The following is an 11884-nucleotide window of genomic DNA, read 5'->3' as shown; positions in this document are numbered from 1 at the left end:
GAAGGACACTGTCCATCCACGAAGGGGGAGGCAAATGGTACGTCGGTTGTTGGCCGGGCTGCTGGCCGTCGGGGCGATGCTGGGAGGGGCTGTAGTAGCCGGCACGCCGGCCGAGGCGGCGGTGAAGGACACGCTGTTGCCGGGCCAGAAGCTGCTGGCGGTGCAGTCCATCAAGTCGGCGAGCGGCGTCTACACGCTCACCATGCAGCGCAACGGGAACGTCACGCTGCTCCAGCGCGGCACCAGTACTCCGCTGTGGATGACGAACACCTATCGGCCGGGGGCCGTGCTCGTGATGGGCACGGACGGCGTGATGCGGGTCATCTACGGCCGGACCGCGATCTGGTCGATGGGCGCCGCCAGTCCGCAGGCGAAGCTGGTACTGCCGAACACCGGCCTGCTCGGGATCTACAACACCCGCGGCAAAGCGGTCTGGAACCGGCACATGGTGATCGGGACACTGATGCCCAATGCGCTGCTGCGGGCGCCGGACAGCCTCGGACGTGACGTGACGATGTACTCGACCAACCACGTCTACACGCTCCAGTTGCTTGCGAACGGCAACCTGGTCTTCCTGAAGAACGGCAAGACCGTGCTCTGGAGCACCGGCAAGACCGGATGGCCGGAGTCCAGGGCCTCTATCGACAGCAACGGCCGGTTCGACACCCTGAACCGCGACGGCGACGAGACCTGGGGCTACGACAGCCGCCGGGCCGGAACCGTCGTACAGATCCGGAACGACGGCCATTTCCTGTTGATCAACGGTCGCACCGTCGTCAAGACATTCGTTTGATGTAATGTCCGGACTCCTGGCTCGATACATCAACGGGTGCGCATCGGTTCGCCCATTCTGACTCCGGGGGTTCCCTTGCGTAGCGTTCTTCTGCGTATCGCCACGCCGATCGTTCTGTCGGCACTGACTATGACCGTCGCGGCTCCGGCCATGGCGTCGGGTGAACAGGCTGCCGCCGTTCCCTCGGTGCCGGCCGGCGTTCGGGTGAAGGGCACCTTCACCGGCATCGACCTGGCCTGGAACCTGCCGGCCGACGGAGGCACCGGTCTGACCGGCTTCGTTGTCCACCGCAACGTGAACGGCACCGAGACCACGTACCCGGTGCCGCCGACCAAGCTGAACTGGCAGGACACCGAGCGGCTCCCGGGTGCGACGTACTCCGTGGCCGCGGTGAATGCCGACGGTGAGGGACCGGCCAGCACTCCCGGCCCGGCGGACACTGTGCCGGGCGCTCCGACCGCCGCGCCGACTGATGCCATCACCGTCGCGCACACCGTGACGACCGACGGCGTCAGCCGTACGTTCCTCGGCCAGATCGCCGTCCAGGGGGCAACCCAGGTCATCCCGCTCGCCACGTCCGGCCCGACGCAGCAGGTCGACAAGGCCATCGCCGCGTCGGCCGACGGACGGCAGGTCGTCTTCTCACAGGGGCAGACGAGCCTGTGGACCGTCTCTGCCGTCGTACCACACGCGCAACCGGTGAAGATCCTCGACGGCTCGAGCGGCATCACCGAGAAGTCCTGGTCACCCGACGGCACCCGGATCGCCTTCGAGCGCGAACAGAGCGGCACCTCCTGTATCGAGATCATCGGCGCTACCGGCGGGACGCCGGTCCGGGTCGGCTGCAACCTGGCCGCGCCGTCCTGGCTGCCCGACAACCAGACGCTGATCGTCAAGGACCAGGTGACGGGCAAACTGCAGCGCGTCCAGGCCAAAGCCGGCGGTGCGGTCCTGACCACGTACGCCGGCACCGAGCTGGCCCAGCACCCGGTCGCGTCACCGAACGGTCTGTGGATCGCCTACTTCAAGAACACCTCGGTGAACGTGATCCCGGTCGCCGGCGGCACCCCTGTACCGGCGCCCTCGTACGGCACGAGCGGGGACTCGATCAGCTGGGCGAAGTCCAACCTCCTGCTCGTCGCCCGCCGGACCGACTCCGGGGCCAGCACCCTCCAGCAGATCCCGGTCAACGACGGACGCCCGTACGCGAACGTGGAGCTGTTCGTCCCGCCGGCCGGGGAGACGGTCAACTCGGCCGTCTGGCAGGGGCCGCGGCTCACGATCAAGCCGTCCGCGGCCGTGGTGGGGCCGAACCTGTCGCTGCCCTTCGACACGACCGGACTGGTCAATCCCTACGTGAGCTGCGAGTTCGACGGCATGAAGACCGCGCCGTGCCCGGCGTCGCCGTTCCAGAAGACCGGTGTCGCCGCCGGCCGGCACGTACTGCGGATCTGGGGCGTCGAGGACGGCGGACGCGGCACCGAGGCCGTTCGCTGGCTGACCGTCGACACCACCGCCCCGAGCGCCAAGGTGACCGGACCGACCTTCGACGTCACCAAGGCCGCTACGGCCACGGTCACCTACGCGGGCTCCGATGACACCGGCGTCGCGTCGTACGACGTCAGGTGGCGGATCGCGCCGACCGCAGGAAACTTCGGCGCGTACGCCGCGGTCAAGTCAGGTACGACGGCCACCTCGGTCGCGATCGGCGTCGCGGCGGGCTACGAGTACTGCGTCTCGGTCCGGGCGCGTGACGTCGCGGGCAACCTGTCGGCATGGACCGCCGACAAGTGCTTCTCGCGGCCTTCGGACGACCGTCTGATGGGAGCCGCCAAGGGTTGGGTGCGCGCCTCGAACCGTGCGTACTACCTCGGCACCGCGACCGTCACGACTGCGAAGGCGATCTCCGTCTCGCGGAGCGTGCAGGCCAAGCGGCTGTTCCTGATCGCGACGAAGTGCGTCACGTGCGGCGGGCTGAACGTCTACTACAACGGCAAGTACGTCGGCGCCGTGAACTTGTACAAGGCAACGACCGAGTACCAGGCCGTCATCCCGCTGCCGGTACCGGCGAGCTTCCTGACCGGGTCGGTCCTGCTGACGACGCGGGTCGCGGGCAAGGTCTACCAGGTCGACGGGCTCGCCGTCCGTCGTACCTGACCGTCAGTAGACCTCGATCCGGTCGAGGCTGATGACCGTGCTGCCCGACGCGGGGTTCTTGTCGCCGGTGACTCGCACCTTCAAGGTGTGGGCGCCGGCGGCGAGCGTCGGGCTGATGTACATCAACTGCTCGCCGACGCGGATCGAGCTGTAGTAGTCGATGCGCTGCTCGGGACCGCCGTCGACGGAGATCGCGGCGATCCCGTTGCCGGTGTCGGCGACGCTGAGCAGCGCGACCCGGGTGCCGGTGAAATGGATCGTCGCGGTCGCGTTGGTCTGCCCGCTCCAGTGGTCGTTACCCCAGAAGCACTGGTTGCCGCAGCCGGATCCCGAGGTCCAGCTCCCGGCGTACTCGACCGTGCTGTCGGTGTCGTTGATCCAGTAGTTCGACGAGCCGGGGTCGCCGGACGGCAGGTTCTGCGTGGCACCGGCCGCGAGCGGCCGGCCGAGGTTCGGTGTGCCGTCGGCGTTCCAGGTGATCTTCTGGACGCGGGTCGTGCGGAACGAGTAGGTGTAGGTGCTGGTGTTCTTGCCGTGGTAGGCGATCCAGTCCTCGGTCCCGTCCGGCGACTTGAAGAACGAGTGGTGTCCGGGACCCCAGACGCCGGTCTCGTCGTTGCGGGAGAAGATCGGGCCGGCGTGCTGGACCCAGTTCGACGCGACCATCGGGTCGGCGCCGTTGGCGATGCTCTTCATCCACAGCTGGTAGTCCGGCTTGCCGGTGTCGCACGTCGAGTAGGTCAGGAACGTACGCGTCGCGCCGTACAGCGGCGTCGGCCCTTCCCGGACCTCAGAGCAGCCGCCGTCCGCCGGGATCGCGACCCGGTCGCCGACGGACGTCCACGGGTTGCTCATCCGGACGATGTACAGCTGTGCGGGTCCGCCCTGACCGCGGCCGGGGCCGGTCCAGACGAAGTACTGCCGGCCGTTGACCGTGATCGGCTCACCGTCGATCGCGTACTCGCCGAAGTCCGCGATCTTCGCCTTGAACGAGTACGGACCGAGCGGATCGTGGCCGGCCGACTCGAGGACGTACATCCGGTGGTTGGCGTCGACGCCGTCGGAGGCCGTGTAGTAGATGTACCAGCGGCCGCCGACGTGGCGGAACGCCGGCGCCCACATCTGCGTGTTGCGAGTCGTGTCCGAGTCCCGCCACACCACCTGCTCCGGCTGCACGAGCAGGGTGGCGAGGCTGGGTGACGACCAGATCCCGATCCGGTCGCCGCGGGTCGTCGCGACGTAGTACTTGCCGTTGTAGAACATCAGCGACGGATCCGCGGACGGATTCACCGGGTTCCGGAAGGTCTGCGAGGACACTGCAGTCTCCTGCTTCTCGGCTGCTGGTGCGGCCGGCGCCAGTACGCCGGTGAGCAGTACGGCGGCTGTTGCGGTCACTGCGGCACGGAAGGACCTCATGACACACCTCTCGAAACCTGGGGGCGGACCAGTCTCGATCAACGTTCTACTGGCTCTTTGCCAACGTTGTAAACCCTTCAGCGGCCCTTCTTCGCCTGCTTCTCGGCCGCCTTCTTGACTGCGTTGTTGTAGTCCCTCGTGGCTCTCTTCACGCCCTTCTCCGCGCTGCGGTTGGCGGCGTTCCCGGACCGGATGGTCTGGTGGATCTGCGACGTCCCGCGCATCTGCTGCCGCATCTCCCTGGCGTTCTCCGCGGTGTCGTCGCGACGGCGTTCGGCCGCGTCGAGCCTGGCTTCCGCCTTCCGCACTGCCCTCGGCGGCTTCTTCTCCCCGAACAGGCCCATGGATCGCTCCCTCGTTGTCGATCGAATTGATGTCTGCTGCGACGAGACGCTAGATCGCCGGGTTCCGGTCCCGGGACCCTTTCGATGTAGGTCGAAAGGAACCCGGTTCGGAGGTATGGCGTCTCACCGCACATGAAGCTCAAGGTGCGGGTCGTGCACTACCGGCACGACTGCTGGTACGCCGACATCGACGACGCCGACGATCGTCAGCCGGACGATCCCTTCTGGTACGTCGACGGCTGTCGCACCCAGGCCGAAGCGATCGCGCTCGCCTGCTCCCAGCTCGCCGCGCTCGACCAGGCAGTTGCCGCCGGCACGCTTCCGTCAAGGATCAGCGAGACTGTCGCCGCGTGATCCCGCCGCCCGGCCCACTAGGGCGATGTTCGGCGAATCGGACGGCACACAGGCGACGCGACGTCCGTCATGGCGTCCATCTACGCGGCGTACCGGGCCTTCAAGTACGTCAAGTTCCTCGATCGCCAGTCCTGGAACACCCACGCCCGTCTCGTCGATCTGTAACACAACGTCACGGTGACTGGATGTAACCCCCGAGGGGGAACTCACCATGGCAACTTTCAATTCACCGCCGTCCTGGCCGGCGCCGCCGGAACCGAACTGGCAACCACCACCCGGCTGGCAACCGGATCCGTCCTGGCCGCCGGCACCGCCCGGTTGGGCGTTCTGGCTGAACGCCCGCGGGCTGCGGACCCGCGGACCGAGCGGCAGGTACGGCGCCGAGCCGCCGGTGAAGCTGATCGCGGGCTGGGCCGCGGGAGCGGTCGCGTTCATCGTGATCCTGGGGGCGATCGGTGCAAGCAACAGTCCGGCGGCGGTCTCGTCGGCGCCGGGCACGACAGTCACTGTCCCCGGTCCGACGACGACGGTCACGGTTCCGGGCGCGGAAGTCACCGTGCAGCAGACGGTTGCCGGGCCGACGGCAACGGTCACCCTTCCGCCGCTGCCTGCCCGGACGGTGACGGTCCCGGCGCCGCCGACAAGTCGCAGGACCACGAAGACCACCGCGCCGGTGCCGCTCGTGCAGAACACCCAGAGCGCCGAACCCAAGAAGACAGAAGCTCCGGAGACCAGCGTGTACTACGCCAACTGCGCTGCGGTCCGGGCAGCCGGCAAAGCACCGCTCTACCGGGGCGACCCCGGGTACTCCGCACATCTCGATCGTGACAATGACGGCGTCGCGTGCGAGTAGGTCCACCGACACGCTGTGTATCCACAGAAATGGCTGTGGATAACGATGGATGGTTGTGGATATGTGGACGGTTGCTGTGGACAACCTCGGGTTTGCTGTGGAGGGGGCAACCAATGCCGGTGAGGATGCACGTGCAGTCCGGCCAGTGAGAGAGCGGTTGCCGGGGTGGGGTTCTGGTGGTGAGATAGGTGGCCGTGCGCCGGATGAAACTTTACGAAGATTTATCCGTGACATTCGGCGCGCCAGCTCGTTGATCTGTCAGGCAGTTCGCGAATCAGCGGATCGCTGGGGAATCCGGAGGGACCGCTCGTGCACAAGTTCAACGCTCCACCTGACTGGCCTGAGCCGCCGAGTGACAGCTGGCGTCCGCCGATGGGCTGGGAGCCCGACCCGGCCTGGCCCGACGCCCCGGCCGGCTGGGGTTTCTGGACCAACCGCAGCGGCCGCCGCAGCAGCGGCCCGATCGGTGCGTACGGCGCTGTCGACGCCGGCCGGGTCGAGCTGGCGACGATCGACCCGGCGCTCGTGCTGATGCACTCCTGACCATCGACTTCGGCTCCCGCCTGCCGACCGGCTGCGGGAGCCTTGTCGTGTCCGCGTTCGGCCACCGGGCTGGCGCGTTCTTATCGCCTTCTGGTGTTATGTTATCAACCTAGATAACACTCACCTGGGAGGCTTCGTGGGCTGGATCGGTCTCGACCTCGGCACGCAAAGTGTGCGTGCCGTGCTGGCCGATGCCAAGGGCCACGTGCTGGCCCGGGCGAGCCGTCCGCTCACCAGCCATCGTGACGGCGTCCGCCATGAGCAGGATCCACAGTCCTGGCTGAGCGCCGTCGACGCCGTCCTCGCCGAGGTCGGCACGACCGATGTCGACGGCATCGCGATCTGCTCGACCTCCGGCACCTTCCTCCTCACCGACCGCGCCGGCCGACCGGTCACGCCGGCTCTGATGTACGACGACGCGCGCGCGGCCGCCCGTCGCGATCACATCGTGGACGCCGACCCGGACCGCTGGGCCACCAGCATGCAACCCACCTGGGCCCTGCCGAAGATCCTCGACCTGGTCGCGGACGGTCACGACCTCGCCGACCGCCGCGTCGTCCACAGCGCCGACTTCGTCGCGGCCCACCTCGTCGGCCACCCGGTCGCCACTGACACCAGCCACGCCCTCAAGACCGGCTACGACCTCGTAGGCGAAACCTGGCCGGCCCAGGCGTTCGACAAACTCGGCCTCCCGCTGTCGGCCTTACCCGAGGTTGTTCGTCCCGGCGTCGAGCTCGGCCGTACTCCCGCCGGCGTCCCCGTCCACGCCGGCATGACCGACGGCTGCGCCGCCCAGATCGCCGCCGGCGCCCTCACCCCAGGCGCGTGGAACTCGGTCCTCGGTACGACGCTCGTCCTCAAGGGCGTCAGCAACGACCTGCTCGTCGACCCCACCGGCGCGGTCTACAGCCATCGTCACCCCGACGGCGGGTGGCTCCCCGGCGGCGCGTCCAGCACGGGTGCCGGCGTACTCACCGAGCTCCTCCCCGGAGCCGACCTCGACACCTTCGACCGTGCCGCGCGCGCCCAGGGCCCGATCGACGCCGTCACGTATCCACTCGCCAAGACCGGCGAGCGATTCCCCTTCGTCGCGCCGCAGGCCGAGCGCTTCACCCTCGGCGACACCCCTGACGACCTGCACACGTACGCCGCCGTACTCCAAGGTGTCGCGTTCATCGAGCGGCTCGCGTTCGAGCATCTCGAGACGCTCGGCGCCGACCCGGTGCGATCGGTCTCCCTCACCGGCGGTGCCACCCGGGGCGGCTACTGGAACCAGCTCCGCGCCGACGTCCTCGGCGTACCCGTGGAGCTTCCGGCCGTGCCGGACCCGGCGTACGGCATGGCCGTCCTGGCTGCGTCAGGCGGGACCGACCTCACCGGCACCGCGGGACGCATGGTTCGGGTGGACCGTGTGCTCGAGCCAGGCGACCAACGACTCGACGACCTGTACGGCGCATTTGTCGCAGAGCTCGACCGGCGGGGGTATCGCGGATGAGAACGACGATCGTCCTGGCCCGCCACGGCCGGACCGAATGGCATCACGGCAACCGCTACACCGGTTCGACGGACCTCCCGATCGACGAGGTCGGCGTACAGCAGGCTCAGCAGCTGAAGGACTGGGCGCTGGACTACGCGCCGGACGCGTTGTGGTGTTCGCCGATGTTGCGGGCCCGACAGACGATCGGACCGATCGCCCAGACGCTGGACCTGGAGCCGACCCTGGACGCACGGCTGCGGGAGGTCGACTTCGGGTCCGCCGAGGGGAAGATGCTGAGCGAACTGCCTCCGGCGGTTGCGAAGGCGTTCATGCTGGATCCGGTGCTCGACCACTTCCCGGGCGGCGAACATCCCGCCGATGCGGCCGATCGGGTGCACGAGGTTTTCGGGGAGATCGCCGAGCGGCACGAGGGTCAGCGGGTCCTCGTGGTCGCGCACAACACGCTCATCCGGCTGCTCGTGTGCAGGGTGCTCGGACTGCGACTGAACGACTACCGCAGACTGCTACCTGCACTCGGTCCCGCGGCGCTGGTGCGTTTCCGGTGGCAGGACGGCACAGTGGGTCTCGAGGCGTACAACGTTCCACCTGTGATCGAGCCTGCGCGAATGGAGACCCGGGAATGACATCGGAAGTCGATGGTGACACCACCGAACTGAGCCGGCCCGCGCGCCGGCAGGCCGAGATCGCGGCGTACGTCGTGAAGCACGGCTCGGTCTCGGCCAACGACCTGGTCGAGGCGTTCGGGGTGAGCGTGATGACGGTGCACCGCGACCTGGACGAGCTCGAGCGGCAGGGCGTGGTCCGCAAGTACCGCGGCGGCGTCAGCGCGCAGCCGACAAGCGTGTTCGAGAGCAACGTCGCGTACCGGCTGAACACCGCGCACGCGGAGAAGGCCGCGATCGCCCGGCACGCCCGGGCGATGATCGAGCCGGGGATGTCGGTGATGCTCGACGACTCGACCAGCGCGCTGGCCCTGATCGATCTGATCGAGGACATCACGCCGTTGACCGTGGCAACGAACTTCCTGCCCGCGATCACCCGGCTGTCCCAGCTCCGCGACATCACGCTGCTCGCACTCGGCGGGATCTACTCCGCGACCCACGACTCGTTCGGCGGCATGCCGTGCGCCGAGGCCGTCGAGGCGCTGCACACCGACCTGCTGTTCTGCTCGGTGTCCGCGGTGTCGCCGACGCACGCGTTCCACCAGGAGGAGGAGATCGTCCTGGTCAAGCGGGCGATGTTGCGCTCGGCAAGGACCAAGGTGCTGCTGGTCGACCACGCCAAGCTGCAGCGCACGGCCTTGCACCGGCTCGCGCCGCTGACCGACTTCGACCTCGTGATCGTCGACGAGAAGACCCCGCAGGACCTGATCGAACCGCTGCGCGACCACGGCGCCACCGTGGAGGTAGCCAAACTCTAGGAGGGGGCTCATGGACGTCGGAGTAGACGTCGGCACCACCGTGACCAAGGCGGTCGCCTTCGACGCCGACGGCCGCCCACTGGCAGAGGCATCCCGGCCGACCAGGTTGCTGCACCGCAGCACTGGGCGGTTCGAACACGAGACTCTCGAAGTAGTTGCCTCGGTCAACGAAGTTGTGCAGGAGCTGGCCGGTGCGGTCGGGAGCCGGCCGGGGGTGCTGGCGATCACCGCGCAGGGCGACGGCCTCTGGCTGGTCGACGACACGGGTACGCCGGTCCGCCCGGCGATCTCGTGGCTGGACGCGCGGTCGAGCCCGATCCTGGAGGAGTGGACCGCCGGTGGGGTGGCCGAGCGGGTGTTCCGGCGGTCGGGGAATCGGATGTTCCCGGGTGCGTCGGGGCCGCTGCTGGCCGCTGTACTTGCGGAAGAACCTGCGGTGATCGAGCGCGCGGGCACGGCGGCGTACTGCAAGGACGTGGTGATGCAGGCGTTGACCGGCGTACGGGCGACGGATGTGTCGGATGCGTCGGCGCCGTTCCTCGATCCGAGGACCGGGGAGTACGACGAGGAGGCGCTGGCCGCGACCGGTCTGACCGAGCTTCGACGGCTTCTGGCCCCGGTCGCCGCGGCTGGTCCGGTGGGCGAGTTGCGTGACGACTCGACCGGCATGGCCCCGGGGACCAGGGTGTCTGCCGGGCCGTACGACCTTCCGGCTGCTGCCGCCGGGGCCGGCGTGACCGAGCCGGGCGACGCGCTTCTGACCGTCGGTACAACGTTGGCGTGCCAGGTCGTCACTCGTGAACTGCCCGTCGACGGCGAACCCGCCGGCCTGTTCCTCGGCACCTGGACACCCGGCGTCTGGTTGCGCGCGATGCCCGCCATGGTCGGTACGGCGGCCCTCGACCGCGTGCTCGCGCTGGTCGGCGTCGGAACTGCGCAACTGCCCGGTCTGCTCGCCGAGAGCTCGCCCGGCGCCTCCGGCGTGACCGTGCTGCCCTACCTGTCGGAGGCCGGTGAACGCGCGCCGTTCGTCGACACCCGCGCCCGCGGCACGATCGACGGCATCTCGCTGTCCACGACGACGGCCGATCTGGTTCGCGCGACCTGCGAAGGGATCGCGTACGCCGCTCGCCACTGCCTCGACGCAGCCGGCTGGACCGGTCGCGTGACGGTCTGCGGCGGTGGCGCCCGGAGCAGCGAGTGGACGCAGATCCTCGCCGACGTACTGAATGCCCCGCTGCACACCGCCGAGGCCGAACAGGTCGCCGCGCGCGGCGCGGTGATCTGCGCGCGCCGCGCCACCGACCCGGACAGCGCCGGTACGGGATGGATCGCCGAGACCCGCCAGGTCGACCCGGATCCGGCCCGCGCTGCGTTCTATGCCGAGGGATACGCCCACTACCTGCGCCGGATCGAGGCGGCCCGCCCGCGCTGGTCCGACCCAGCACCCACGTTCACAGGAGATCGATGAGAACCGTCAAGACGCTGCTCGCCGGCGACCACTTCGTACGCAACGAGCTGCTCGCGGCGGCGCTCGGCACGATCCCCGACGTCGCGTTCGAGTTCAGCGAGATCACGTTGCCGTGGCCGCTGACGCCGTACGGGCGGGTTGCCGAGGTGGATGAGGCCAGTGATGTGGAGGACCAGCTGATCGAGGCGCTGGCCGGGGTCGAGCTGGCGGTCACGCAGATGGGGCCGTTCACGGAGCGGGTGCTGGATGCCGCGCCCGATCTGCGGTACCTGGTCGTCTGCCGCGGCGGGCCGGTGAACGTGAATATCGCCGCTGCGGCGAAGCGCGGGATTGCGGTCGCGTCGACGCCCGGACGCAACGCGGTGGCGGCCGCGGAACACGCGGTCGCGCTGATGATGGGTGCCCTGCGCAACCTTCCGCGACTGCAGCGGACGTTGGAGCTGGGCGAGTGGCGGTCCGACCTCTACGCGTACGACGAGTGCGGCGGCGAGCTGGACGGATCCACGGTCGGGCTGGTCGGTTATGGCGCGATCGGGCAACGGGTCGCGCGGGTGATGCTTGCCTTCGGCGCCCATGTGCTGGTCGCCGATCCGTACATCGACCAGGCGCCGGAGGGTATCGATCTCGTGGAGCTGGACGAGCTCCTGCGGCGATCCGAGGTGGTGAGTCTGCATGCACGGCTGACCGATCAGACCCGCGGGATGATCGGCGCGGAGCAGATCGCCTCGATGCCGCGCGGCGCCGTACTGGTGAACACCGCGCGGGGAGGTCTGCTCGATTACGACGCGACTGTCGACGCACTGGAGTCGGGGCAGTTGGGAGCGGCGGCGTTCGACGTGTTCCCGGCCGAGCCGTTGCCGGCGGGGTCGCGGTTGCTGACCGCGCCGAACATTGTGATGACGCCCCACCTGGCCGGAGCGACACGGCAGACAGCACACCGGGCCGGCTCGATCGCGGCCGAAGCAGTGGCAGCATTCCTGTCAGGAAAGGATCCGGTAGGACTGGTCCCGGCGTAGTCGGGAACAGGGTACGAAC

At 68.7% G+C, this 11884-nt stretch carries 12 protein-coding genes; 10 read left to right on the top strand and 2 right to left on the bottom strand.

The window, feature by feature from the left end; genetic code table 11:
* Positions 1 to 34 precede the first annotated feature (34 nt).
* Together OHA10_RS08595 and OHA10_RS08590 are read left to right on the top strand one after the other, a co-directional pair.
* On the top strand, positions 35 to 793 hold the full coding sequence (locus tag OHA10_RS08595) for a hypothetical protein (RefSeq protein ID WP_371405636.1): 759 nt from the start codon (positions 35 to 37) through the stop codon (positions 791 to 793).
* A 129-nt stretch (positions 794 to 922) separates the two neighbouring features.
* The gene (locus OHA10_RS08590) at positions 923 to 2950 is read left to right on the top strand and encodes a hypothetical protein (protein WP_371405635.1); all 2028 of its coding nucleotides are present in this window, start codon (positions 923 to 925) and stop codon (positions 2948 to 2950) included.
* A 3-nt stretch (positions 2951 to 2953) separates the two neighbouring features.
* On the opposite strand, the gene OHA10_RS08585 is transcribed toward OHA10_RS08590, so the two are convergent.
* Together OHA10_RS08585 and OHA10_RS08580 are read right to left on the bottom strand one after the other, a co-directional pair.
* The gene (locus OHA10_RS08585) at positions 2954 to 4366 is read right to left on the bottom strand and encodes a glycoside hydrolase family 43 protein (RefSeq protein WP_371405634.1); all 1413 of its coding nucleotides are present in this window, start codon (positions 4364 to 4366) and stop codon (positions 2954 to 2956) included.
* A gap of 77 nt (positions 4367 to 4443) precedes the next feature.
* A complete protein-coding gene (locus OHA10_RS08580; RefSeq protein ID WP_371405633.1) occupies positions 4444 to 4710 on the bottom strand; it encodes a hypothetical protein in 267 nt (88 codons plus the stop codon).
* Between the two features lie 132 nt (positions 4711 to 4842).
* Between OHA10_RS08580 and OHA10_RS08575 the strand changes: the two genes are divergently transcribed.
* The 8 genes from OHA10_RS08575 to OHA10_RS08540 all read left to right on the top strand — a co-directional run bounded on the left by OHA10_RS08575 (position 4843) and on the right by OHA10_RS08540 (position 11865).
* Entirely contained in the window at positions 4843 to 5064 is a 222-nt protein-coding gene (locus tag OHA10_RS08575) for a hypothetical protein (protein ID WP_371405632.1), read from the top strand.
* A gap of 211 nt (positions 5065 to 5275) precedes the next feature.
* On the top strand, positions 5276 to 5917 hold the full coding sequence (locus tag OHA10_RS08570) for an excalibur calcium-binding domain-containing protein (RefSeq protein ID WP_371405631.1): 642 nt from the start codon (positions 5276 to 5278) through the stop codon (positions 5915 to 5917).
* A gap of 309 nt (positions 5918 to 6226) precedes the next feature.
* Complete coding sequence (locus OHA10_RS08565) at positions 6227 to 6460, top strand: hypothetical protein (RefSeq protein ID WP_371405630.1); 234 nt, start codon at positions 6227 to 6229, stop codon at positions 6458 to 6460.
* A 136-nt stretch (positions 6461 to 6596) separates the two neighbouring features.
* Positions 6597 to 7955 (top strand): FGGY-family carbohydrate kinase, encoded by a 1359-nt coding sequence (locus OHA10_RS08560; RefSeq protein ID WP_371405629.1) that lies wholly within the window; start codon positions 6597 to 6599, stop codon positions 7953 to 7955.
* Positions 7952 to 8581: a histidine phosphatase family protein gene (locus OHA10_RS08555; protein WP_371405628.1), complete on the top strand. Its 630-nt coding sequence runs from the start codon at positions 7952 to 7954 to the stop codon at positions 8579 to 8581. The genes OHA10_RS08560 and OHA10_RS08555 overlap by 4 nt, the downstream gene beginning before the upstream one ends.
* Positions 8578 to 9378 (top strand): DeoR/GlpR family DNA-binding transcription regulator, encoded by an 801-nt coding sequence (locus OHA10_RS08550; RefSeq protein ID WP_371405627.1) that lies wholly within the window; start codon positions 8578 to 8580, stop codon positions 9376 to 9378. Before OHA10_RS08555 ends, OHA10_RS08550 begins: the two co-directional genes overlap by 4 nt.
* 10 nt (positions 9379 to 9388) lie before the next feature.
* Positions 9389 to 10849: an FGGY family carbohydrate kinase gene (locus OHA10_RS08545; protein WP_371405626.1), complete on the top strand. Its 1461-nt coding sequence runs from the start codon at positions 9389 to 9391 to the stop codon at positions 10847 to 10849.
* The gene (locus OHA10_RS08540; RefSeq protein ID WP_371405625.1) at positions 10846 to 11865 is read left to right on the top strand and encodes a 2-hydroxyacid dehydrogenase; all 1020 of its coding nucleotides are present in this window, start codon (positions 10846 to 10848) and stop codon (positions 11863 to 11865) included. Before OHA10_RS08545 ends, OHA10_RS08540 begins: the two co-directional genes overlap by 4 nt.
* The last annotated feature ends 19 nt before the right edge of the window (positions 11866 to 11884 follow it).

This window comes from Kribbella sp. NBC_00662 (genome assembly GCF_041430295.1).
Lineage (GTDB): Bacteria > Actinomycetota > Actinomycetes > Propionibacteriales > Kribbellaceae > Kribbella.
This window is presented reverse-complemented; position numbering and strand designations above follow the sequence as displayed.

Excerpts from the sequence above, each read along its gene's own strand:
- OHA10_RS08595 (WP_371405636.1), top strand. The coding sequence starts at position 35 with ATGGTACGTCGGTTGTTGGCCGGGCTGCTGGCCGTCGGGGCGATGCTG.
- OHA10_RS08590 (WP_371405635.1), top strand. The coding sequence starts at position 923 with ATGACCGTCGCGGCTCCGGCCATGGCGTCGGGTGAACAGGCTGCCGCC.
- OHA10_RS08585 (WP_371405634.1), bottom strand. The coding sequence starts at position 4,366 with ATGAGGTCCTTCCGTGCCGCAGTGACCGCAACAGCCGCCGTACTGCTC.
- OHA10_RS08580 (WP_371405633.1), bottom strand. The coding sequence starts at position 4,710 with ATGGGCCTGTTCGGGGAGAAGAAGCCGCCGAGGGCAGTGCGGAAGGCG.
- OHA10_RS08575 (WP_371405632.1), top strand. The coding sequence starts at position 4,843 with ATGAAGCTCAAGGTGCGGGTCGTGCACTACCGGCACGACTGCTGGTAC.
- OHA10_RS08570 (WP_371405631.1), top strand. The coding sequence starts at position 5,276 with ATGGCAACTTTCAATTCACCGCCGTCCTGGCCGGCGCCGCCGGAACCG.
- OHA10_RS08555 (WP_371405628.1), top strand. The coding sequence starts at position 7,952 with ATGAGAACGACGATCGTCCTGGCCCGCCACGGCCGGACCGAATGGCAT.
- OHA10_RS08550 (WP_371405627.1), top strand. The coding sequence starts at position 8,578 with ATGACATCGGAAGTCGATGGTGACACCACCGAACTGAGCCGGCCCGCG.
- OHA10_RS08545 (WP_371405626.1), top strand. The coding sequence starts at position 9,389 with ATGGACGTCGGAGTAGACGTCGGCACCACCGTGACCAAGGCGGTCGCC.
- OHA10_RS08540 (WP_371405625.1), top strand. The coding sequence starts at position 10,846 with ATGAGAACCGTCAAGACGCTGCTCGCCGGCGACCACTTCGTACGCAAC.